The following is a 24,453-nucleotide window of genomic DNA, read 5'->3' as shown; positions in this document are numbered from 1 at the left end:
CCAAGACACAATTATGATGTCCACGGACGCTGCAACCGAGCAGGCGCTCGATGGACAGCTATCCTTGTTGGCAGCGCCCGGATTGCCCGGACCGGTTGGCTAGATAGCCGCGGAAGCACAGCTCCCGCTTTTGGAAGTCAAGCACCAACGCCGCGATTATGCAAGCGAGTGCCTAGAGTGTGGACTAAAAGAGTAGCCACGGTCAGATCGGCCGAGGTGCCGGGGTTTACTTTGTCCGCCTTCAGCCGGCGGTCGAACTCCATGAGCAGGCGAATGCGTGACGGCTCGTCGCCGTTGGCATGGAGCGTCGCCTGAACGGAAAGAGCGTCCTGTCGCACCTGATTTGCGACTTCAATTCCGTGATTGCGCACCACGTGACTGTCGGGGAAGCCTGCGAGAAACGCCATATAGGCGAACACGGTCGGCCACATGCCGCTTTCTCCGCGAGCTAGCGCCCCTACCAGCGCGGCCAGCCCTACCCCGAACACGTCGCCGAAACAGGTGTCATACTGGCGGGCGATCATATCGCGGTCGGCAGCCTCCCGCATTGCTTCCAAGAGATGAACCTTCGGCACCTGCCGCACATCATTCGCGGCATCTCCCAGGCCGCCTGGCGCTGCCATGGCGATCGCCTCGAACACTGCCCTGGTATCGTCCATGCTCAGCGCGCGCAGCAGCGAGTCGAGATTGTCCTGCAAGCTGCCACTCCTCATTTCGGCGGCGCCTATCAGAGGCCCCGCCAGGAGGACGATGCCGAGATTGGTGTTGGTTGCTACCGCCAGGCGTGTCGCACGCACCGCCTCCAGCATGCGCTGCCCGACCGAGAGGCGAGGATCGGTCAGCGGCTCGGACGAAACCTCGGCACTCATCATGAACTGGGCGGCGGACATGCCGTGTCCGTCGGCGAACAGGTGGACATTGCCCGGCTTCAGAGCTTCGATCTCCATCCGGCAGGCATCCTTGTAGCTAGCCCGGAGGCGTTCACGCGATAACGCCATCCTGCCGCTCCGTTACGAATTCGCCGGCGCGGTGAAACGGAAGGGCCGCGGCGCGGCGGTCGCTTCGGTGCGGTCGGCCAGGAATTTCAGCAGGGCATCGGCGATCGCTTCGGCGATGTTCACAGCGACCACCGATTGCAGTCCTGACCAGGCGGGCATGCTGTTCACCTCGAGTACGAACAAGCTGCCATCGTCGGCTCGCACGATGTCCACGCCGGCGAAATCCGCGCCGACGGCGGCTGACGCGGCGACAGCCAGCGATGCCAGCTCAGCCTTGCCAGGTCCCGAAACCGGCTCCGGCACGCCACCCCGGTTGACGTTCGTGATCCAGTCGTCGCTGCTGCGGCTCATCATCGCGACTGTTTCGCCGGCGCAGACAAAAACGCGGAAATCCCGGAAGGGCGGGCCGGCGCGCGACACATAGTGCTGGAGATAGTAGACGCTGTTCACCTCGTCTGCGGCGGGAAGGTCGGAGAGCGTACGGATCAGCCTTATCCCGCGGCCTTGCGCCCCGAACAATGGTTTGAGAACCAGCGGTCCCTTCGGAAGCTCTTGCGCCGCGAACTCCTTGGCGGCGGCAAGTCCTTCGACGGCGAATGTCGGTGGCGTTGGCAGACCGGCATTTTTCAAGAGGAAAGTCGTCATCGACTTGTCGACGCAGCGTTCGACCGCCTGCGCCGAATTCCACACGGGAACCGACAGCCGGCTCAGCGCGTGCAGTACCCCGAGGCGCCGGGTGATCGCTTCGAACGATCCGGCGGCGATCGAACGGACGAGCACGGCATCAGGCAGCGCACCGCCGAAACCGGGGATCGAAAGTCCGCCCGGGCTGCCGGTGTCGAACGCGATCGCCGCCAGCGGCACGGTTGCAACAATAGCGCCCCGTCGACCAAGCCTTGCCGCGAGGCCACTTGAGCCGGTGTCCGAATTGTCGCTGACGATCAGTATGCGAGGGATCATGTGGTGCCTCGGATGTGGCGGATGACGGACGGGTCTCTTTGTGCCGCCATGCTAACCGAGGCTCCGTTCGAGCATCTTTGGATCACGCCGGCCAGCGCGAAACGTATCGCCGGTTTCGATCGCCGTCACGATCACTTCGGCCGGGCTGAACAACAGTGGATCGATGGCATAGAAATCCCCCTTGAACCGCTTGAAGATCTCGGCAAAGGGTTGACCGTAGTCCTGTGAGGCGCGGCTCGGAAGTTTCTCCGCGAGGTTGCTGGCCTCTTTTGCCGACCCTTTTACGAAGAGCTGGACGCTGCCGCCATAGATGATGGCATCGTTCGTTCTGCCCATGGCGGTCAGGAAATCCGGGTGGGGGGCGGGGATTGGCGCCGCTCCGATGCCGTCGACAACGTTCTCCAGCGGAAATTTGAGATCGTTGGCCTTGTGCAGGGCAACCTCGAGCGCGCGCGCAACGATCTGCAGGCTGCCGGCAAGGCTTTGCGTCGGCGCGTAGAGGAAGGTGAGCTTGTCGGTTGCCAGTCCGGTTGCCTTGCTCACTTTCTCGACGATTGCTGGGGGAGGCGGTTTGGCAGTCTCCAGGATAAGCACGGCGGACGATGCGGTGTCTCGATAGGAAAGCGCGTCGAACAGGGGTTCGACGCGGGCGAGTGCCCGCGCCGGTCCCGATCCCATGGCGAAATAGTCCTGGGCAGACAGGTTCCAGCCCGCATATTGACTGCCTAGGCAGGCCAGTACGGGCTGCGACGAGCGCACCTCGACGGTGAACGGCCATTTCCGCTCCGTGCGGTCCATGAACACCGAAACGCTGCCGAGACCGCCCATCGCCGCCTCCGCCATGCGCAGCCCGGCCTCGATGCTGCCGGGCGCCTTGGCGCCGACATCGATAAGGAGCTCGCCCAAGGTTCCCTTGGAAGCGGCGATCCGCAGCCGTTCGGCGTCGCTGATCATGCCGTCAGCGATGCGCTGTGCATTGTCGTTCAGGAATGCCGAACCGTCTTTCATGTCCGGTCTCCTTCCCATTGGAGTTGCAACCGGCGGGCTTGCCCCTTGATGAGCCGCCTGGTCAAATCGGCGTTCGGACCGCGCGCGAAGACGGTGCAGACGGGGTCGCCGGCAATCAGAGGAGTGCCGGGCGACTGATGGTCAGCGGTCCAGTCGGGCCACGCAATCGACGGAAACCGCGCGATTGGCGTCGCGGCGTAGGTCACCATTGAAGCCATCGAATCGACGAAGCGTGGCAAACGGTAAGTTCCGCCGGTTGCAGCTCGCAGATGTGCTTCGATCAGCGGCGCGTCGGCCTCGTCAAAAATGTCCAGCGTGGCGCCTGGCCGCGGATTGATCTCGATGAGCTTGTAGCCATCCGATCCGCGAATGAGATCGGCGCTGCACAATCCAACCAGGCCGGCACGGCGCGTCAGGGCTGAAAGCCAGCCGCCGATGACCGCCGCCTGCCTGCGGTCGAAGCGTCTCAGCCGCACGGCCCCGCCATAGCGGTAGGGCGCCGTGGAGACGGGAGAAGTCCATTGTTGGCTGAAGCCGACGATGCGCGCGGCCTGGCCGTCGCCGACGAAGAGGGCCGAGACGCTGCGTCCGGCGACGAAACGCTGGAAATAGCGGCCGGTGGTCTGGCTTTCTCCGGCCGCCTGTCTGATATGCCCACCCCCGGCGCCGCCCACGGTCTTGGCCACCCAACTGTCTGGCTCAGGCGGTCGATCCCACCGGAATTCCGGATGTGGGATGCCGAGTTCGGCACAATCCGCGGCCAGCAGTTGCGGGTCCTTGATCCTGCTGATCGCCGCGCCGCAATTGCCGGCAAGCGGAAAATGGCGAGCGACGGCGTCGACAGTCTCCGTCATCCGCTCAAAACCCGAGCCCAGGACGACGGCGACCGGCTGGTCTTCGCCGACCAGGTCCCGAAGCGTCTCGATGATGCGCTCGCCGTCGATGCCGTCCTGTAGGTTGCCCGGCAGCTTGGTCGTTCGTTCTGCCAGCGCAACCGTATCGGTATCGCAGAAGAAATCAGCGACCAACGGACGATAGCCCGCACGCCGCGCAGCCATGGCCAATGCCCGGCCTGAAATCGCCGCGATCAGCAGAGATCTGGCGCTATTTGGCAATCTCGCGTGCAAGGGAAAACGCTTCCTGGAAATCGAGCGCGATCGTTTTTTCGGATTCGATCATTCTTTTGAAAAGGCCAGACTCGACCTTATATTTGACGTTGCCGATGGCAAGCGGGCCAATCCCGACGACCTTTGCCGCTTCTAGCGGGTCGCCATTGGCATTGACGGCCAATCCTTCGATGCCTGCGGGCGGGACCGCGTTGACGTCGGCGGCGATAAGCAAGCCGCTTCCTCTCAACTGGGCCTTTGAAACCACCTGGACGCCGGCTTTCGCACAAGCCAGTATGACCTCACTTGCTTCGACCAGATCGGCTTTCCGGGCATCGGTCGATCCGTCAGCCGCATCGACACCGATCTTGAATCGGCTTTTGATCTCGGCAGCGATCTGCTTCACCCTTTCGATGCCGTCATGGCCGACAAGCGTGACGCGGGCGCCCTCCCTTGCCGCGATGACGGCGGTGCAGAAGCCAACCACGCCGGTGGCGCCGAAAACAGCCACCCTCGTGTCCTTCAGCCCGCGCTCGAATTTCTTCTCCAACGCCTTCTCGACCTTGGCCACCATCGCCGCGGCCGTGGTGAACGAGCCGGCCGGGTCGGCAAATACCGAAACCTGGAAAGGCGGCACCATCGCCTTCTTCGCGGCATCGAACATGTCGAGCGCCAACGAAGCATCCTTCCCGGCGATAAAGATGCCGGTATCGACACCCGCATCCGGCGGGCGCGAAAAGATCGCGTCCTGAACCAGGCCTGTCACCTCACCAAGATCGACATCGACATAGGGGACCACGCTGTCGAAGCCAGCGTCGAGCGCCATGTTCACGTCGAACGGGCTCATGTGCTTCAACGGCGTCAGCATATGCAGGATATGTTTGCGGGCCATTTCTCGCCTTTCTGCTTGGAATCTGAAGCGTCAGCTGCCGACGAGACCGAGTCCGGTCGAACTGATCTTCGCGCCGGAGTTCCTGCCTTTGACGATCTTGATCTGAAGGCCGTCTTCAACGGCTGTCTTCTGAACCGCGCCGACGAATTTGAGCGCGGCGTCATGCGACGGCGCGAAGGCAAACCCTGTGGGTCCCCAGGAACTCTGGCCGATCCCGACGGCGCCCGCTTTATTGAGACGGTGAGCGACCATCTCGACCCGCTTTGAGGTGAACACACCGCCCTGCGCCGGAGCGAAATGGCTGCCGATCAGCATCTGTATCGCGGTGACGGCAGCGCCGAATGCCGCAAGATCGCGCTCGACCAAGGCCGGCATGATACCCATCAGTACCCTCCGGCAGATCTCGCCGCTGCCCGCCGTCGGGAAGGGTGGCAGTGAACGGAACGCCGCGACCTCTGCCTCGCCATGCAGTCCATGCCCGGCATGGTCGAGGATGAGGATGACGCGCCATTCTTCGGGAAACGGCAGCCGCGCCACGACCGGAGGCGGTCCGCCACGCTCGTCCTTGCCCGCGTCGACAATCACGCCGCCGTCTTCGAAACTTGCGATGCCGATTCCAGATCGGCCGCCTCTTTCGAGCAGGGTCGCGTCGCCGGCGACATCGAGAGGCAGGTTGTGGAGCGTTCGCAGTGCAGAGGCGACGGCAAGGGCGATCTGCGTGCCGGACCCAAGGCCGGCGTGACTCGGGATCGACTGTTCGATCACCAAATGGTGCTGGCCGCGAATGCCGAGATGCCTGCAGAGCGTCGACAAGTGCTCACCGGCGCGAACGCTCTCGGAACCTTCGACTATGGTCTCGCCGGACCGCGACAGGGTGACAACGGTTTCGGGTTCACTCAACGGAAGCCCAACGCTGCCAAAGCGACGTCCGGCATCGCCATTGAGATCGAGGAAGCCAAGGTGAAGGCGAGCGGGCACTCGTACGGTAACAAAATTCGACATATGCCCCCCGATGGGTGCATCATGGATGCATCATGGATGCATCATGGAAGTTTAGGTGCCCGCCACGATGATAACTGTTTTCGTCGAGGGAGCAAGCCAAAGAGAGTGCATTCATGTTTCTGCTTTGGCCTGTCGTGTTGACGGACCGAGCAATTCGGGGAGGTCGAGATGAGCGAAACGGTCAAGGAGAAGGTCTATTCGGACGCCGAGATTGCCGACCGGCTTGAGAAGGAGTTGCCGAAATGGCGCTACGAAAACGGCTGGATACGGCGCAAATACAAGACCCACAGCTGGAAGTCGACGCTGATGGTCATCAACACGGTTGGCCATCTCGCCGAGGCGGCGTGGCACCATCCCGATATCACCGCTTCCTATGCCTGGGTCGAGGTACGCCTGATGAACCACGCGGCGAAGGGTATCACCGACAAGGACTTCGAGTTGGCGAGAAAGATCGAGGACGTTGTCCAGTGGCAGCCGGCCAAGGAAGGCGGAACGCTGGAGGGAACTCCGGCGACCGATCAACGCTTCGCTTACATCAAATATGATTAAGCGCGGTCGGAGTTTGTTGATAGCGTATGAAAACATTCGTTAATCTGCTGGCAAGCGGGGTTCACGGCCAATCCAGTTTCGTCTAGGATCGGGCCGGCACCAGAAAGTAGTGTAGCGAATGGCGGTTGCTTGGATAGGCAACCGGGAAGCGCTGGTCGAGCGCGCGGCTGCGCATGCCGCGTCGCTGTTATCGTCAAGCCGGTGCCCGGTTTTCAGCTTTGATACGGACATACACGGCACGAGGGCGGCGATCGCGCTGGCCGAGCGGCTTGGCGCGGCATACGATCACACCGACGGCGCGGCACTTGCCCGAGAGACCCTGCTTTTTACCGACAGGGGCGCGATGACCGTCGCTCCTGGGGAGACGCGCCGGCGTGCCGATATCGTGGTGATCGTGGGCGAACTCGCACAAACCCATCATGATCTTGTTGCCGAACTCGCTGGCACGGTTCCCGATCTCTCGACCGGGATTGAGCGCGAGTTCTTCCTGGTGGGGTCGAACGGGGTGTCCGCGCCGCCGTTGAAAAACGGGCGCAAGGCAACGCTCCTTTCCTGTGGCCAGGCTAGCCTCGGCGCCACGCTGGCGGCGCTGAGGGCGCAGTACAAGAGGCGGCAAACATCGCGACCGGTGTCGAACTTCAACGATTTCGCCAAGGCTCTGGCGGCTGCGCACTTTCCCGTGTTCCTGTTTTCAGGCCACGCCACCGATGGGTTGGCGTTGGAGATGCTGCAGGGGCTGATCGCCGATCTCAATCGCAAATCACGTGCATCTGGCCTTCATCTGCCCGCGAGCGAAAACGGGTGGGGAAGCGTGCTCGCCTCGACCTGGATGACAGGTTTTCCATTGCGCACGGGCTTTGCGCGGGGCTTCCCGGAATTCGATCCCTGGCGTTACGATGTGGCGCGCATGATCGCCGCCGGCGAAGCCGACCTGCACCTGCGGATCTCCGCCACGGTTGCCCAACTCCCGAGAAAAAGGGGACGCATGGCACTGATTGCGCTGGTTAAAACGGAAGAGCCGGTCACAGGCGCCGCGGTCACCATCGCCATTGGCGAAGCTGGAGTCGATCACGATGCGGTTGTCTATTCCAGCCGTACCGGCTCGCTGAAGTCGACTGATACCCGCGCTGCTTCGAAATTGCCCTCCGCCGCGACGATCATTCGCCTGGTCGCCAGTCGGGTTTTCGCCGAGGCATTGCCATGCTGACGAAAATTGCCAACGGCGACATCGTCGACCCCGTCAACAGCCGTCTCGGCAAGGGCGACCTGTGGATCAAGGACGGCAAGATCGTCGCGGCGCCGGCTGAGGGGGTGGCCGACCGGACCATCGAAGCCGCCGGCTGCATCGTGATGGCGGGCGCCATCGACATCCACTCCCACATTGGCGGCGGTAACGTGAATACCGCGCGGCTTCTCTTGCCCGAACAGCATGCCGCCCATCAGGCCCGACCGGCGACCACGCCGCTCTCCAATGCCGGCTGGTCGACCTTCCAGACCGGCTGTCTCTACGCCAAGATGGGCTTCACGACGGTCGTCGAACCGGCGATGTCGCCGGGATCTGCACTCCACACCCATCTCGAGCTGGCCGACATCCCGATCATCGACAAGGCGACGCTCGCCATTCTCGGCAACGACGACTTCCTGCTGTCAATGATCCGTGACGCCGCCACACCTCAAATGATCGAGGACTATGTCGCCTGGACGGTCGCCTCGACGCGAGCGCTCGGGGTCAAGGTGATCAATGCCGGTGCAGCGGCCGCCTTCAAGGAAAACGCACGCACGTTCGCGCTGGACGATGTGGTGCCTTCCTACGGCGTCAGCTCGCGCAACATCGTCAAGACGCTGCAGGCCGCCGTCGACAATCTTGGCCTGCCGCATCCTTTGCATGTCCATTGCAACAATCTGGGCATTCCCGGATCTGCGGACACGGCGGCCGCGACGATTGCGGCGGCGGATGGGCAGCCGCTGCACCTTGCCCACCTCCAGTTCTATGGCTATGGCACGGAAGGAAAGCGAAGATTTTCCTCCGCTGCCGCGCGGCTTGCCGAACTGGTCAACACGACGCCGGAAGTCACCATCGATATCGGTCAGGTGATGTTCGGTCAGACGGTCACGGTCTCCTCCGACGTCATGCGGCAGTTCTCGGCGCGGGGCAGCGCACATCCGAAAAAGACCGTCATTCATGACGGGGATGGCAATGGCGGCGGCATCGTGCCCTACAGCTATGGCAAGGACTTTTATGGCACGATGCAGTGGGCGATCGGGCTCGAGCTTTTTCTCCTGATCGACGATCCCTGGCGTGTGTTCTTCACCACCGATCACCCCAACGGTGCACCCTTTACCGCTTATCCGGCTCTGTTCGAGCTGCTGATGAGGCGGGAAGCACGCACCGAAATGGCCGCTGGACTTTCACGATCCGCCTTAGCGCACTCTACCCTGTCCGCAATCGACCGCGAATACACGTTCGAGGAAATAGCCATCATGACGCGCGCAGCGCCGGCCAGGCTGCTTGGGTTGACGGATCGAGGCCATCTCGGCGCCGGCGCGATAGCCGATATTGCTGTCTATCGCAGGAACGAAAGTATCGCGAAAATGCTCGGACAGGCGGCATATGTTTTCAAGGATGGCGATCTCGTCGTGCAGGACGGGGAGATCATCCATTACCGCTGGGGCAAGGCCCTCAGGCTTAATCCACCTGTGGACAAGGCGATGGTGCGGCGTCTGGAGGACTATCACCAGCAGCGCTACGGCCTGTCCTTGGATTGGTTCAATTTCCCGGATTCCGCGATTGCGCGTGAACAGCCATTCGGCGAGGTGCCATGCCGAACGTGAGCGTAAATGGCGTAACGATCGACGATACTTTTGCCGAAGCCTTTGGGATGCGGGCAACCGCCATCATCATCACCGCGCCGAACCGGAAATGGGCACGGCAGGCGGCGATCACGATGACCGGCTTCGCCACCTCGGTAATCGGTTGCGGCTGCGAAGCGGCAATCGATGCCGACCTGCCGCCGTCAGCCACCCCGGATGGCCGGCCCGGCTGCCGCGTGATGATCTTCGCGATGGGAACCGATGAATTGCAGAAGCAACTGCTCAATCGCGTCGGGCAGTGTGTTTTGACTTCGCCGGGCTCCGCCTGCTTTGCCGGGCTGGAGGGCAGCGCTAAGCTCAAGCTCGGTTCGGCACTGCGTTATTTCGGCGACGGCTGGCAAATCTCCAAGAAGATCGGCGACAGGCATTTCTGGCGCATTCCCGTCATGGATGGTGAATTCCTCTGCGAGGCAACAACCGGACTGACGAAGGAAGCCGTCGGCGGCGGCAATTTCTTTGTCATGGCCGAAAGCAGCGCCAACGCATTGGTCGCGGCCGAGGCCGCGGTCGCCGCGATCGGAATGGTGCCCGGTGCCATCGTGCCGTTCCCGGGCGGCATCGCCCGTTCGGGTTCCAAGATAGGTGGCAAATACAAGGGCATGATCGCCTCGGCCAACGAAGGCTACGCGCCGACACTGCGCGGTGTGGTTGCGAGTGAGCTCGGCCCCGACATCAACGCCGTCCTGGAAATCGTCATTGATGGTGAGACCAATGATGCCGTTGCCGCGGCGATGAAGGCCGGCATCAAGGCCGTCCTCCAGCTCGGACCGAAGAAAGGCGCGGTTCGCATCGGCGCCGGCAATTACGGCGGCAAGCTCGGTAAGTTCATCTATTCGCTGAAGGATATGTTGCCATGAAGGCGCTGACCTTCACTCTTGTTGCCGAACCGCCTGAGCGCCTCGACCTGTCGCCGCTGACGCCGGAGCGGCTTGCTGGGAGCGAAAGACGGGATATCGAAAAAATCCGAATCGGCATGTCGAAGCACGGATCGAAGGTGGGCGACATTTTTCGCCTCGCCGGCAGCGATCCGCTTAGCATCGTGTTCGAAGGTGGAAGCACACGCCTCGACCGGGTGGCGCAAGGCATGGGAGGTGGATCGGTTCGCGTGATCGGCAATACTGGCGCGCAGGCCGGGCGCGCCATGCGCAGCGGCAAGCTGACGATCGAAGGCAATGCGGGGCCGCACGCCGGCTCTGGCATGCGCGGCGGCAGGCTGGAGATAACAGGTAATGCCGGCGATCACCTTGGTGCGCCGCTCGTCGGCGAACTGGCCGGCATGAATGGCGGCGTGCTGATCGTCAGGGGCAGGGCGGGCGCCTTCGCCGCGGACCGGATGCGGCGCGGTCTGATCTCGGTGCTGAAAGGCTCGGGCGACTATGCCGGCAGCCGCATGATCGCAGGCACGCTGGTGGTAGCCGGTGGCATAGGTGAAATGCCCGGCTACCTGATGCGTCGCGGTTCGATCCTTCTTGATCGCGCGCCAGGACATCTGTCGCCGAGCTTCGTCGAGTGTGGCGCGCCCGAGAGCGTTTTTGCCACCATCATCGATCGTCATCTGATCGCCGAAGGCATTTTGAAACGGCCGCTGCTGGGGAGCGCACCACATAAATATGGCGGCGACAACGCGGTGCTTGGAATGGGCGAGGTTCTCTTTCCGCGCCGATGAGGTTTCCGGCAACGAGATCGATCAAATGCTTGTGCCTGTCGAGCGGCCCTGCTCGCTGAGCTTTAGGAATGTGTCCAAACGTCGATTTGCCGCCAGGTATTGGCTTCGGTCACGTTACACCGGGCTACTGGAGACCTGCAGGGCGCGTTTCGGCGGATGCGCGGGCGGATAATTGCGCTTCCGCTGAGCGAAACATGTCCTCGAATCCAAGCTCGGTTTCAAACACGGTGCTTCCCAGGCTGATCGTCAGAGCGTCCTCGGTCCCCTTGGGCGCGAAATAGACCCGCGCGACGCTTGCCCGAATGCGCTCGCCAATTTCCGCGGCCTCCGCTTCGGTCGTACCTGGAAGAAAGACTCCGAACATCGATGTTCCTATGCGACCTACCATATCCTCCTTGCGGACCGAAGACTGAATGGCCGATGCGACGAGCCGCAAGGCCTCATCGCCCCAATCTGGGCCGAAGCGAAGATTTATGGAGCGAAGGTGTTCGGCATGAATCACCAGGAAGGCGCCCGAGCGCGGCCCTGGCGCTGACGGCCTGGCCGCGCGCCGCTCGACCATCGAGGTGAAAACCGGGCCGTTCAGGCAGCCTGTCACCCTGTCATAGGTCTCGGCCCTGTTGAGCTCCCGCCGGTAGCCGCGGATCTGGGCCTGCTTCAAGCCGATCAATACGAAAAGCGGCAGACCGATGATCAGAGGCAGCAGCAGCGCAGTGACCATGCTGCGCGCGAACGGCGTCAAGACATCGCTGAACAACAGCAGGTAATTGAGGCCCACGGAGAGGGCAAGGCTGCCAACGGTCCCCAGGAAGGCGAGCCACGCGACACCCTTCCATACCGGCTCGGTGGCGGTCGTTTCGGCTTGTGCCATTACCAATCTCCTGTCAGATCGGCGAGCATAGCGCCGGCATGCGCAATTTCAGTTGCGGCAAATCATACAATTTGATCGATGTGCGAAACGTGAATCGATTTTCGCCTATCGCGGCGGGCCGAAAACTCCCACCGCCGCGTCCTCGGCGACTGCTTGCGCCTTGCCATAGATGCCGGTGGGCAGCGCGATCGCCCAGCCGTTGGACACAAGCCAGGCGCCGACATCCTGCTTGCCAAGGCTACACGGCGCGGCAATGGCAAAACGCTCGATCTCCGGCGGCATGAAGCACTTCAGCGCGCGCCCACGCAGCCAGGAGTTGAAGGCGGCGCGTGCGCGCTGGCCGCAGGACCAAGCGACATCGTGAAACGAGCAGGTGGCTTCCGGTTCTATGCTGGCCACACCACTGACGGCCACTTTGCGTCCCATGGATTCGAAAGTCGCCGATGACGTTGCCATTGGCCGGAAGAGCAGGGTTTCGCGCCAGTCATTCGGCATCGGCGTTTTAGGGGGCACGGCGAGGCCGAGGTCGCCGAGCGGCGGCCGGGCTTCGATCCGCTCGATCTCGGACAGGTCAATTGACGGCAGCGCGACAATGCCCTCGGCAACCCTGCGCGCTTCTCGCCATCTTCCGTCGAGAACAGTCGTCTGCGACCGGGCTGGTTGCCCGGCATTCTCGACACGAGTCCCAAGGGAAGGCCTGTCGGTCGCAAGCAAGGCTCCGGCATGCATGATCAGGGCAATCCCGAACAGCAGCTCGAGGCCTCCGACCGTAATGACCAGGCGGGCCAGCACAGCGTTCGTTACCGGACGGTCAGAACCCCGAGGTCGATTTGGCAACCAGTTTGAGCGCACCCTTTTCTATCCGATAGAATGGCATCGATCTTTGGCTGGATCCATCGGCGCGAAAGCGGAACAGGCCGGTCGATCCGCGAAATCCACTCGGATTTTCGAGCACCTGTTTGCTGAAACCGTCAGGTCCGACCGCGCTGGCAATTCCTGCAGTCAGCGCAACCATATCATAAGCGTAGGCTACGTTGACGTCGGCGGGATAATTGTATGTCGTCCTGAAGCGATCGGCGATCGGCCCGGTTTCACCCGGATCGAGCGTTGCGATATAGGCTCCCTCGAACGATGGTTCCATGGGATGCTCCAGCCAACGGCTGGTTCCGACGACGGAGGTCGCCTTGCCCGCAATGCCCTTTGATTTGAGGGCGGCAAGGATAGGCGAGGGGCTGGCATTGCCGCTGGCAATGATGACCGCGTCGGGAGTGTCCACGAGCGAGGTCATTTCGTCGACCGCCTTGGCGGCGCCGTCGCCGGCCGAATATGGAACGGTGACGGCGAGCGTCGCGCCATAGATGCTGAGACTGTTGGCGACCCGCTTCTCGACCGTGCTGGCATTCGAGCCACCCGCGACAAACAATACGAATTTTTTTCCGCCTTTCGCGGCGATGCCCGCAGCGCCCGCCGCCGCACTGTCCGCTTCGCTGAGGCGCACGGCATAAACACCGGCGCCGCCCGCGAAATTGTCGGCAAGCGCCAGCACGGGCGGCCGCTTCGATCCCGACAATGTGGCGATATGCTGGGCTGCCGGCAGTTCGGTCGGCCCGATGACGACTTTCGTGCCGGTCGTCAGGGCTTGCAGCGCCAATTTGCCGGCCTGTGCGTTGTCGCCCCTGGTGTCCTCCACCGTCAGCGTAAGCAATCCATTGCCGATATCGGTCATCGCGAGCTTGGCGCCATCGAGCATCTTGCGGCCATTTTCCCCCGCCGTTCCCGGGGCGGATAATGGCAGCAGCATGGTAATTTTCGTCGAACCGGCACCCATCGACTGGGTTGCCTGGGCCGGGCCGGCGGCCGGGGCGCCGTCCTGCCCGGCAGGCGCGGCAATCGCCGCCGGATCGAGCGCTTCGGTAACGCCCCCCTTCGACTGGCAGCCCGACAATACCGCGGCGAGCGCGAAGGCGGTTGCCCAAATCTTCAGCCCACGGACCCGTCGGCCAGCTTCCATGATTGTCCCACCCTGTTCACCGCCGGCTTATTATTCCCGGTCTGGTCTCCGACGCATGTTACGGCGAACTGGTCGTGCCGTCCTGTTTTTCTTCAGCCGCCGAAGAGCCGGGCCCTCAGCGCCCCGACCCGTCGCGCTTGCCCTGAGAAGGTATCGCGGTCCGACGAAAACGCGGAAACGCCGAACGTCGCCATCGGCAACGGCACGGTCGGCTGATAGCTCGCGAACGCCTTGAATGTCTGTCGCATACCACACTGCGGTTGCGTCACAATGGGATCGGCTGCGCCGAGCCGGACGACGGAGGTTGTGCCATGGGAGGCTGCTCCAGCCGGTCGGCGCAAGCCAGCGTGACGACTTGGCCAATGCCGGCCACGGCGATCGCCTTCAGGAGTTGATCCGTCCGCTGCCATGGTGGCCAACAGGCGCAGGTTGCCTATCCGGTCAGTGCATGTACTCGACCATGCGATCGTGGAAGCACTCGCATTTGTTGAGCGTGTCCTCGTCCTTGTAGTTCGTCTTCAGATAGCCGTAAGCCATGCCGCAGGCGACCTTGGCTTCCGAGGCCCAGACGAAAACCGGCCGGGACGAATTGATCCACTCCGAGCTGTTTGCGACGGCGACCGACTCGTCCATCAGCTTCACCACCTGATCCCTGAGATCGACGATGTTGTCGTTCAGCACCAGGTTGGAGGTGCCGACGACACCGCAATAATCGCCCGTGGGTCCTTCGATGATGTCGGCGGCATTGAGGCCCGTCGACAAGATCGACAGCAGACCGGCCCCGAAAGCCACCCGCAAGATTCTGTTCATGTTGCTCACCCCGTTCCTTTCGCCCCTTAGGCCACGTCCTGCTTGGTACCATGGCTGTCGTCATAGAGTATTTTGACTGCTTCGGCCGCACTGTGGAACGTATAGTTCTCCAGCACCGCCACCGTGTGATAGTTGTCGCCGCCGCCATTGGTGTCGACCTTGACCTCGGCGTTCGCCGCATTGGCGGAGGACTGCGCGATCTCCACGAAGCCGCCGGCTTCGAGATCGGTGACGCCGGCCAGGCCCTTCAGCAATGCCGTAAGATCGATCTGGTCGCCCTTGGCCCCGTCATGGAAGTCGGCGATCAGGTCGGTCACCTCGAGAGAGCCGATGGCGAAGGTCTTCGTGCCGTCGGAGGCGACGGTTGGCTGTGCGGGGGCACCGAGCGAGGTGTCGAGTTCGACCTCGACATAGTTGCCGGTGGTGCCGTCGGCCATCTGGAACGTGCCGTTGCCTGTCACGGTCTGCCCGTCGATTTCGCCCACGGCGGGGCTGGCCGCCGTGCTGATCGAGACGATACCGTTATCCGCGAGGTGCGACAATTCCCCGGCATCGCTGGCGCCGTTGGTATTGGCGTCCTTCCAGATCAGCAGGCTGTCGAAGGCGGCGTCATTGTGATCGATGACGCCGTCATGATTGCCGTCGAGCGAGGCGAGTGCCGCCGCCCCGCTGGCGAACTTGCCGCCGCCGAAGCTCGGCGTGAACAGCTCGGTGCCGTCGTCGATCTTGCCGTCATGGTTGAGATCCACCGCCAGCATGCCGTCATTCGAGGTGTTCCAGGCGACCTGGTCCTTCGCCCCATCGCCATTGATGTCAAACTGGACGCCGTGGCTGAGGTCGGAGAAGGTGAAGCCGTTGTGGTTCAGATCGAGGACAATGGGGTCGGTAGCGCTGTTGTAGACAACGAAGTCGGAGGCCTGCAGGCCTGCCATCTGCGCAGCGGTAACACCATTCAACGTCGCTACAAGAACTCGGCTCCCAGTGGTGCTCCAGTCTGTGTCATGCCAAATCTGTCCGACGCCGAGGGTCGAATTGAAAACAGCCATATAGGTGTTTGTAGCAGCGGCAGTTGCGGCAGCGATTTGAGCTGATGTCTGGCCGGTCGAAGAGGTAATCAGCACCAGCTGATTGTCGTCGGTAGTATCGATAGCACCGATGCTCGATCGGGCGGTAAAATTGCCATCACTGTTGGTAAGGGGTTGTCCCGCCGCTGTTCCTGAGATGCCGAAGTTGACAGCACCGGCTCCTGTGCCTTCGAGGAAGCCAATCTTGTCGATTCCGGCTTGGAAGTCGGTAATGGTATCTGTTCCTGTGTTCGTCGCTAGTCGGAACTGATCCGCCCCGCCATCGCCTGTAAGGGTGTCATTACCGCCACGTGCGTTGATGGTATCTGCGCCTGCACCACCGACGATCGTATCGATGCCCGAAGAGCCGATGATCTTGAAGCCCTCTGTCTGGTTGGACAGGTTGAGGGTTGCCGCTGCTGCTAGTGTCACATTCTCGATATTGACAAGCTGAGCGTCGCTCGAACTGGTGAAGTTCGCGTTGACACTCAAGGTATCCGTCCCGCCGCCGCCGTTGATCAACAGATCGACCTGATCCGCGATGATCGTGTCACCGGCAGAGCCGCCGAGGATGACGTCGCTGCCGCCTGCACCGTCCAGCGTGCTCGCACTATCGTTGCCAACGACGATGTCCCTGCCGCTGGTTCCCGATACGGTGCCATCTGTGTCCTGCTGGTAGGTGACTGTACCCGTATCGGTCAGCGATCCATCGCTCACTGTATAGGTAAAGGTCCCACCGGCGTTGTTGTTGTCGTTTATATTGATCTGGCCAGAGTTGTGATTGAGAGTCGTGAATCCGTTCTGTGCAGATGCGCCGGTGATGCTAAGCATGTTCCCATCTGGATCGGATGCAAACGCCAGGAAGGCAGCGTCCGCCACGGCGAATGCTCCCCCACCGTAGTTTGACACCACTGTCAAATCAGCTGCCACGGGCGCATGGTTCAGAGGAGCGATGCTGATCGTCGCCGTGTCGCTGGCGCTGAGATCTCCGCCGCCAGTGTTGCCGTTGTCATGCACGGTGAGTGTCAGTGTGGCTGTCGAAGATGGCGTGACCACATTGTCGACATAGGTGATCGTTCCGGCTGAGCCAGCACCTGTGTCCACACCGCCGAGCAGATTGTTGATTTGCGTCACAGTACCGGTGATCGTCAACGTCGAACCACTGCCCGAGACCGTCGCGCCGCTGTTGCCAGCCAACCCCGACAGCGTGCCCTCGGTGACCGACAGGGTCACCGTCATCGAACCGCTGCCGGCGTCGACGTCGGCGATAGACAATCCCGTGCCCGAAAGGGTGAGGCTCGTCTGCGCGGTGGCCGCGTAGGTTGTCGAGTCCATCGTCGCCGTCGGTGCATCGTTCACCGCCGTTACCGTGATCGTGGCCGTCGCCGGGGTGCTGTCCTGCAAGCCGTCGTTGTCAAAGGCGGCATACTGGAACGTAGCCTGCCCATTGTAGTTGGCGGTAGGGACGAAGTGGATCATCGACGTACCCGCCGGCACGGACCCGCCGAGCGCGATCGCCTGGGTATGCGCGGCGTCAAGATAGAGCGTGCCGTTGGTTGGCAGGCTGGTGATCTTGAAAGAAGTCACGGTTCCGTCGCCGTCGGAGCCCGTCAGCGTGATCGCAACATCCAATGCGTCCTCCGCGCCGCTGGCTGAAACAGCGTTTGTTTCCGGATGCGCTGGCACGACCACATTAACCGTCAAGCTCGAGCTCGCCTTGTCGCCGTCGCCATCCACCAATGTGTAGTTAAGGCTCTCGGTCGTATTCGAGGCGACATTGGTCGGGCTGGTATAGGTCCATGCGCCGGTGTCGAAATGGAATGAGAAATGTCCACCAATTGCCGTGGCAATGCCCGTCACCGTCGTCTGGCCGGTGATTGTGCCGGTGATCGCACCGGCCTCTGTGATTTGCGAGCCCGCCCCCGTCGCACCGTTCCAGGTGTAGGTCGTACCATTGACCGTGATCGAATAGACATGCCCGCCATCGGCGCCGAAATGGTCGTTGCCGAGGAGATTGCCGTTTACCTCACCAGGTAACGAAGCCGACAGCGTGGCCGACAATATGGTCGGATCCTTGACGATTTGCGTGCTGTCTTGGTTACGCTGCGCGACTTCGTCAAGGAAGCTCGTATTATTGATATCGCTGAAGCCGACGGCATAGACGTGATTGACCGCGGGATAGTCCGGGTCGTTCCCGCTGTCGTTGAGGAAGTTGGTCCATGCCGTCTGCTGCGCCGAGGTCAGGTGAGTGCCGCCAGTCGGGTCACCGTCGGTCAGGAAGTACAGATTGGTCTGGTCCGCCGCGGGATGGCTAAGATTGGCGTAACCATTGCCCGTCGTGCCGCTGACCAGACTCACGGCGCTCGCGTAGTTGGTGCCGGCCGAGGTCGAGTTGATCGCCGCAATGGCCGAAGCCGCCGCTGCCGGATCCGAATACTGCCCGATGAAGCTGCCGCTGATTCCGAAGGTATAAACCGTGATCTGCGTGAACGTGACGTCGTTGCTCGCGAGGAAATCCGCCACGGCCGACTTCATCAGCGCGAGGCGCGTTTGCCCCGTGCCCGGGACGGTATCGTTCATGCTCTGCGAGAAGTCGAGCACAAGGATCGCGTTCATGGTCGGCTTGGTGCCAGCCACGGCCGTCGCGGTATCCGCTGCGACAGTCGGCATATCGTCGTCGATCTTGATGCCGACCGTGCCGTTGGCGTGGTCGCCGTTGGAGTCGGTGATGGTGTAGCTAAGCGAAAGATTGATGTCGTTCTCGTCGCCGCCCTGCGGGTGATCGACCTCCTGCAGCAGCGTGAAGTTATAGGTCGCCGCTGTCTCGTCGACCTCGATCTTGAAGGCGGCGTGGCTGGCTGCGGCCGTCGCGCCAGACGTGTCGGTCGTGCCGTACAAGGTGTGTGAGGCGGTGTCGTAGTAATAGTGGAGCGCGACGCCGTCATGCTTCACTGTGAAAGCGCCGTCCATGACGGTGTCGCCATTGGCAACGTTGAAGCCGAGCGAGCCATGCCCGTCCGGCCCATAGCTGCCAAGCGACATGTTCGCAGGGTTCGAAGTCGTATCGTCGCCCGTGCTATTGGTGTTGTGGACGCCCGCGGCAAGATCGTCTTCGTCGACCACGATGCTCGACGAGGTGGCGGTCGGCTGACCGGTGCTGTCGAGCCCGACGGTCAGCGTCGCGGTCGAGGTGTCGCCGTCGCCGTCCTTCAGCGTGTAGGTGAACACGTCGCTGCCGGCCAGGCCGGAGACACGGGTATAGGCGTAGCTGCCGTCCTCCTGCAGAGCCAGCGTGCCGAATTGGCCGCTGACGACGAAGCCGCCGCCAGCCACATCGGTGTCCGATCCACCAGAGCCAGTGACGCCGCTGATCTTGGCGCCGTCGGCACCCAGGGTGTCGATACCGGTGCCGTGCAGACCTTCGTTGGTGCCGGCGCCGTCTATCACATTGCCGAGGATCGAGCTGCCTATGATGCCAGTGCCGAAGGAATCGGTGTCATTGTGGGCCGTTGGGCCATCATCGCGTATCGCGATGTCGAGCGAAGAGGTGGTGCTGCTGCCGTCGGTGTCTGTAACGACAACACCGTAGTTCGCAAACACCTGATCCTGGAGGCCACGGTCACCGGGCGTCGCATCCGCCGTTGTATTCGGATGAGTGACATTGTCGAGCAAGGTGAACTTGTAGGTCACCGTGCCGCCGGTCGCGTCTCCGACAAAGCTTGTCACCTGGAGCAATCCGTAGGCCGGGCCGCCCAAGATGGTCACCGGCGCTCCGGGCGAGGCGGCCTGTAACTCCGCCAAGGTCAGCGCCGTGGTCCCGATCGTCAGCGTGACCAGGCCGTCGGGCGATGTGAAACCGAAGGCGCCGGTGTTGCTTTCCGACGGATCGACATTGGTAGCCGGATTGTTGTCGTTTTCGCCAGATCCCGCAGGTTCGCCGCTACGGATATCCAGGCCCTTTTCATCGACGAACGTATCCCCGCCCGAAGCTTGCAGCGTCAGACCGGTAAGCGTCGTCAAGTAGTTGACGTCGACAGTGGTCGAGCCCGCCGTGACCAGATGCTCGTATTCGCTGCCCCCCGACTGCACCGACGCGATCGAATTGGAAATATTCGCCTGGTTGGTGATCTGGGCGTCCGTGTAGGTGTGGGTCACGGATCCTGTCGTAGCGCCGGTGGCGACTGTCACTGTCTCGCCATTGGCCAGCGTGAAGGTCAGTGGTGCGGTCGGTGCGACCGAACCAGGAGTACCGGTCAGCGTCACCGTGTAGAGGATCGAGCCGCCATTTTCCGAGACCGGGATTGTTGAGGACGTGAGCGTCGCCGTCACCGTGTTGGTAGTGTCGGTGACCTGCGCCGTCGCCGTTGCGGCGCCGACCACGAGATGCTCGAAATTGCCACCGCTGGTGTTGATGATGGTCGCGGTCCGGCTCGACGCGTCGAGATAGACGTCCTCGTCATTGCCTGAGGCAATCGTCAGCGTGCCGGTGGTCTGGCCGTTCGCGATCGTGATGTCGCCCTGGTTGGTTGTGATCGTGGTCACGCCCTGGGAGGCGTTCGACAGTGTTGCCGTGAAGACGTAGTTGGCCACCGCTCCTTCCGACACCGTCGAGGCGCTAAGGTTGACCGTCGTGTCGTTGGTGGTGTCGTTGATCGCAAAGCCGAAGTTGGCGGTCGACGTGTCGCCGTCGCCATCCTTTACGGTGAAGGTGCCGGTTGCGGTGCCTCCGGTAAGATAGACGTCGTCGCCTTGCGCGGTGAATGTGTAGCTGCCATTCGCCATGACCGCCATCGTGCCGTGCTCGAAGACGATTGGCTGCGAGTAGCCATCGGCGCCGAACACCAGGGTCTTGCCGTTGATCTGCGTCACCGTGGCACCATCGGCGCCGGCGACGAAGTCCAGCACGCCGGTGACCGTTGTGCCCTCGGCGACGTTTTGCGAGGCACTCACACTCGCCGTCGGCGTGTCGTCGTCGACATCGATCGACAGCGTGCCGGTGGCCGTGTCGTGGTCGCCGTCCGTGACGGTGTAGTTGACCCCGAACTGCAGATTGTTCTCGTCGTCGCCGGCAGGGTGCTCGATCGCATGAAGCTGCGTGACCGTGTAGGCGCCGGATGTGGTGTCGGCCAGATGCACCTTCAGCACATCGACGACGACGTTGTTCTGCATCTGGCTGATGATCAGGTCGGTTCCCGAGTTCGAGGTCACCGAGAACCCGCCCGCAACCGGCAGCGTTGCGCCGGTGAGCAGCGTCGTACCGGCGCCGTCGGCGCCGTAGGTGTGACCGAGCGTACCGGATGTGTGGGCGGTGTCGGGATCGACATCGCCGGTGCCATCGGGATTGCCGCCCAGCGCGTCGTCATCGAGCTGGACCTGTGCATTCATCGCTGCCGCCGGCACGTCGTCCGCGACATTGACCGTAAAGCTCTGGGTGACGGAGTCGCCGTCGCCGTCGACGGCCTTGATGGTGAAGCCGAGCGGCAGCGAGGCGTCGCTGCCGCCGGTGTGGTCGTGGTCAAGCGGCTGCCAGAGGGTGAAGACAAAGGTCGGCGTGCCCACGCCGTTCAGGGTCACCATGAAGACGGGATTGGATACGGTGTCGCCTTGCTTGAAGGCGACGAGTTCCTCATCGACGCCGTTGGCGGCAAGACGGACTGTGTAGTCCAGCGAAACGCCGCCCGAGGTCAGCTCTTCGGGCGCCATGAGAGTGTTGCCGGGACCGCGCGCGAATTCGAGATGGCTCGATCCCTTGTCGTCCGCATTCCAGTCGATATTGAGATTGCCTGATGTCGGCTGTACCAGGGGCAGCAGGCTCTCCGACACATTGCCCGTACCCGCAGGGCTGGTGACGACCGGAATGTCGTCGGTGACATGCACGGTGAAGGCGGACGACGTGCTGTCGCCATCCGAATCCGTCGCGTTGAAGCCGAAGGACAGGGCCTTGTCGTTGTGGTCGGCTCCAGCCGGATGGTCGATATTGTCTTGCAGGTTGAACGAATAGTTGCCGTTAGTCTGATCGTTGATCGACACGGTGAAGATGGTGCGGATGACCGAGTTGTGCGTGGCGGTCGCCGTCAGCACGGCGTCGTTGCTGGACAGAGTGTAGGTGATGGCATCGCCATTGGACGTCAGGCCGGCCTGGACACCCGTCAGCAACGGGCTGAAGGCGACTGAGCGGTCATGCGTGCCGGTATCGGGATTGGCGTTGTCGGCTCCCCACGAGATTCCCAGCGAGCCGGTCGCGGAGGCCGCGTTGAATGCGTTTGTGGAACCCGCTGCGGTGCTTTCCGCCACGGTGGTCTCCGCCGCAACGATCACTGGCCTGTCATTTTCGACCACAATGTTCAACGTGCCGGCCAGGTTGACGCTGTCGCCGTCGAAGTCGGTCGCCTTGAAGAGCGAGCCGATGTCGATCGCCATCGTTCCGCTGTCGCCGGAATTGAGACTATGGTCGAGGTGATCGAGCAGCGTCAGCGTAAAGGTGCCGTTGTTGTTGTCCGCAATCGTGAACACGGTGCGACCGTCCGCCGCGACGCCATCGACGGCATCGACACCCACAACGAAATGAACCGCCGATCCCCCCGACGACACGCCCGCCTGAGTTCCATTCTTTTCGACGTTGAAGGAGAAAGTCGCGTCGTCATCAGCGCCGATGGAAAGCAGTGGGACGAAGGCTGATGCCCCAAAAGTAACCGAGGTTGGCTGGCTGCCGGCTTCCGAATTTCCGCTCGACAGGCCGGTCAGCGTGTCTTCGTAGACGGTCGGAAGAGTGGCGCTGCCGTTCAGCGCCACCGGAATGTCGTCCTCGATGCCGATGGTGAAGACGCCGCCGCTGGTGGTGGTGGTCGACGTATAGAGGAAATTTTCGGCGCGGATCTTGTCGCCGCTGTCGAGATCGAAGCGGATCACCAGATGGTCGAACGTGCCCGCCGGGTCGATCGTGACGACGGAGCCGTCGGCCGGCACGGTCGTCGTTCCTGTCTGGAAACCGGAGCTGCCGGAAACCGGCACGCCGGCGCCATTGTAGGCTTCCCAGGAAATTGTGCCCGAACCGTTGCCGTTGATGGTGAAGCTCACCGCGTCGGTGCCGGGCCGCGAGAAGATGAAGCCCTCATTGTCATGGATATGATTGTCGCCGATGCCGACGCCCTGACCCGAAACGTTGAAGGAATCGCTCCCGGCGCCATTGTTGAAATCGTGAGCCAAGGCTCCATTGAACGTTAGTCCGTCGAACGTAACGCCGCCCACGGTATAGGTGCCGTAATGGCCGGAATGCAGACTCAGGCCTGTCGTGGCTGTGGTGGTCGTCGTCTCGCCGGTGATCGCGATCGTGTCGCCGTCGGCGTCGGTGAACTGGAGCGCATGTGTGAAGTCGAGCACCAGCTTCTGGTTGTCATCGTTGGCGGGGGAGTTCGGCAGGTGGTCGATCTGGTCCAGCAAGGTGAAGGTGTAGGTGCCGTTCGGCTGGACATCGAGGGTGAAGACTTTGCGGTCGCCCGCATCGAGGCCGGGTGTTCCGCTCTCGACATAGCCGGTCAGCACCGTGCCGTCGACGTGGTAGACGATCGCCTCGCCCTTCGATGTCGCCGCCGGCAAGCCAGCGGGGTTCTGGATCAGCGAGAAGGAACCGGGTTCGTCCGCCCCGGCGGAGACCAGCGAGCTCAGCGAACCGGTCGCGACCGTGCCGAGGCCATCTCCGTCGGGATTGCCGACGGAATGACCATTCGAGTTCGCCAGCAAAAGCGCGTCCTCGCCGACATTGCCGGAGACGGTGGCGCTGGTCTGCACCGGAATGTCGTCGAGGACCTGGATCAGGAAGGTCCCGGCGCCAAGGGAGATGGAGTCGCCGTCACCGTCGGTCGCGACGATATAAGAGGAAAGATCGATCGGGCTCGTCAGCTGGTTTTCACCATTGTCTCCGGCCTGGCCGTCCAGCGCCGGATGATCGATCTGATCCTTGAGCGTGAAGACGTAGGAGCCGTTGGCCCCCACGGTCAGCTGGAAGATCTCGCGGTCGCCGGCCGAGAAGCCGGCGCCGTTTCCTGCCTCGGCATAACCATGCAAGGTGCTCCCATCGGATACGATGAGCACATGCGCGCCCTGCGACGTAAGGCCGGAATCCGCCGGCACGGCCGTCGAGGCAAGATGAAACGCCTGGGCGCCCGGGCCGTCGGCGCCGAAGTCGACGAGCGCGGTCAGCGCGCCGGCAGCGCCCGTGACGGTCGCGGAAAGGCCGATCGCTCCCGTCTCACCCGGCCTGCCGGCATCTGGGTTGTGCCCGGCAAGCCCGTCTTCGTCGACATTCGCCGTGATCGAGGCGGTTCCGACGGCCTTCGGCCCGTCATCCTCGAAGACGATGGTCTGGGAGATGTCGGCGCTTTGTGTGACGTGGTCGCCGTCGCCATCGGTCGCCGTGACGGTGACCGAGACCGAGCCGGCGCCGAGCGCGATGCCCTCGTCGTTGCTGGTGGTGTCGGGGTGCTGGAGCGAGACGTATTGCGCCACCGCGACCTGGCCGGTGGCGGCATCGACATGCAGGGCGAAGGCGACCTTGTCGGTGGCGGTAACGCCGTTGTTGTCGGCATCATAGACGCCGATGATGTGGCCGTGGCCGTCGTTGAACAGCGAGATTGCGTGGCCATCGG

At 62.5% G+C, this 24,453-nt stretch carries 16 protein-coding genes; 5 read left to right on the top strand and 11 right to left on the bottom strand.

Annotated elements, in window-relative coordinates:
• Positions 1–137 precede the first annotated feature (137 nt).
• The 6 genes from FJ426_RS13880 to FJ426_RS13855 are packed head-to-tail and all read right to left on the bottom strand — an operon-like array spanning position 138 to position 5,966.
• Positions 138–998, bottom strand: coding sequence for a triphosphoribosyl-dephospho-CoA synthase (locus FJ426_RS13880; protein WP_140560489.1), 861 nt, complete (start codon positions 996–998; stop codon positions 138–140).
• 12 nt (positions 999–1,010) lie between these two features.
• Positions 1,011–1,958 carry a RimK family alpha-L-glutamate ligase gene (locus tag FJ426_RS13875; RefSeq protein WP_140560490.1) on the bottom strand — a complete coding sequence of 316 codons (948 nt, stop codon included), beginning with the start codon at positions 1,956–1,958 and terminating at the stop codon, positions 1,011–1,013.
• Positions 1,959–2,009: 51 nt separating this feature from the next.
• The gene (gene mch / locus FJ426_RS13870; protein WP_140560491.1) at positions 2,010–2,966 is read right to left on the bottom strand and encodes a methenyltetrahydromethanopterin cyclohydrolase; all 957 of its coding nucleotides are present in this window, start codon (positions 2,964–2,966) and stop codon (positions 2,010–2,012) included.
• Complete coding sequence (locus FJ426_RS13865) at positions 2,963–4,024, bottom strand: ATP-grasp domain-containing protein (protein ID WP_246675540.1); 1,062 nt, start codon at positions 4,022–4,024, stop codon at positions 2,963–2,965. The genes mch and FJ426_RS13865 overlap by 4 nt, the downstream gene beginning before the upstream one ends.
• A 46-nt stretch (positions 4,025–4,070) precedes the next feature.
• Positions 4,071–4,964: an NAD(P)-dependent methylenetetrahydromethanopterin dehydrogenase gene (locus FJ426_RS13860; RefSeq protein WP_140498168.1), complete on the bottom strand. Its 894-nt coding sequence runs from the start codon at positions 4,962–4,964 to the stop codon at positions 4,071–4,073.
• Between the two features lie 30 nt (positions 4,965–4,994).
• The gene (locus FJ426_RS13855) at positions 4,995–5,966 is read right to left on the bottom strand and encodes a beta-ribofuranosylaminobenzene 5'-phosphate synthase family protein (protein WP_140524695.1); all 972 of its coding nucleotides are present in this window, start codon (positions 5,964–5,966) and stop codon (positions 4,995–4,997) included.
• A 168-nt stretch (positions 5,967–6,134) separates the two neighbouring features.
• Between FJ426_RS13855 and FJ426_RS13850 the strand changes: the two genes are divergently transcribed.
• The 5 genes from FJ426_RS13850 (at position 6,135) to FJ426_RS13830 (ending at position 11,052) form a co-directional block, all read left to right on the top strand.
• Positions 6,135–6,515 (top strand): 4a-hydroxytetrahydrobiopterin dehydratase, encoded by a 381-nt coding sequence (locus tag FJ426_RS13850; RefSeq protein ID WP_140560492.1) that lies wholly within the window; start codon positions 6,135–6,137, stop codon positions 6,513–6,515.
• Positions 6,516–6,903: 388 nt separating this feature from the next.
• Complete coding sequence (locus FJ426_RS13845; RefSeq protein ID WP_246675539.1) at positions 6,904–7,722, top strand: tungsten formylmethanofuran dehydrogenase; 819 nt, start codon at positions 6,904–6,906, stop codon at positions 7,720–7,722.
• Positions 7,716–9,347 (top strand): formylmethanofuran dehydrogenase subunit A, encoded by a 1,632-nt coding sequence (locus FJ426_RS13840; protein WP_140560494.1) that lies wholly within the window; start codon positions 7,716–7,718, stop codon positions 9,345–9,347. The genes FJ426_RS13845 and FJ426_RS13840 overlap by 7 nt, the downstream gene beginning before the upstream one ends.
• Entirely contained in the window at positions 9,335–10,243 is a 909-nt protein-coding gene (gene fhcD, locus FJ426_RS13835) for a formylmethanofuran--tetrahydromethanopterin N-formyltransferase (RefSeq protein ID WP_140560495.1), read from the top strand. The genes FJ426_RS13840 and fhcD overlap by 13 nt, the downstream gene beginning before the upstream one ends.
• Positions 10,240–11,052 (top strand): formylmethanofuran dehydrogenase subunit C, encoded by an 813-nt coding sequence (locus FJ426_RS13830; protein WP_140524691.1) that lies wholly within the window; start codon positions 10,240–10,242, stop codon positions 11,050–11,052. The genes fhcD and FJ426_RS13830 overlap by 4 nt, the downstream gene beginning before the upstream one ends.
• 124 nt (positions 11,053–11,176) lie before the next feature.
• Here the strand turns inward: FJ426_RS13830 and FJ426_RS13825 are convergent, their stop codons facing one another.
• From FJ426_RS13825 to FJ426_RS13805, 5 genes are all read right to left on the bottom strand, one after another.
• Positions 11,177–11,923 (bottom strand): GGDEF domain-containing protein, encoded by a 747-nt coding sequence (locus FJ426_RS13825; RefSeq protein WP_140560496.1) that lies wholly within the window; start codon positions 11,921–11,923, stop codon positions 11,177–11,179.
• A gap of 105 nt (positions 11,924–12,028) precedes the next feature.
• Complete coding sequence (locus tag FJ426_RS13820) at positions 12,029–12,775, bottom strand: thermonuclease family protein (RefSeq protein ID WP_246675538.1); 747 nt, start codon at positions 12,773–12,775, stop codon at positions 12,029–12,031.
• Complete coding sequence (locus FJ426_RS13815; protein ID WP_140560498.1) at positions 12,735–13,934, bottom strand: ABC transporter substrate-binding protein; 1,200 nt, start codon at positions 13,932–13,934, stop codon at positions 12,735–12,737. The genes FJ426_RS13820 and FJ426_RS13815 overlap by 41 nt, the downstream gene beginning before the upstream one ends.
• Before the next feature lie 441 nt (positions 13,935–14,375).
• Positions 14,376–14,744 carry a hypothetical protein gene (locus tag FJ426_RS13810; protein WP_140498145.1) on the bottom strand — a complete coding sequence of 123 codons (369 nt, stop codon included), beginning with the start codon at positions 14,742–14,744 and terminating at the stop codon, positions 14,376–14,378.
• Between the two features lie 26 nt (positions 14,745–14,770).
• The gene (locus tag FJ426_RS13805; protein ID WP_281405486.1) at positions 14,771–24,439 is read right to left on the bottom strand and encodes a DUF5801 repeats-in-toxin domain-containing protein; all 9,669 of its coding nucleotides are present in this window, start codon (positions 24,437–24,439) and stop codon (positions 14,771–14,773) included.
• Between the last annotated feature and the right edge of the window lie 14 nt (positions 24,440–24,453).

The sequence above is a fragment of the Mesorhizobium sp. B2-6-4 genome (assembly GCF_006441495.1).
Classification (GTDB): Bacteria; Pseudomonadota; Alphaproteobacteria; order Rhizobiales; family Rhizobiaceae; genus Mesorhizobium.
This window is presented reverse-complemented; position numbering and strand designations above follow the sequence as displayed.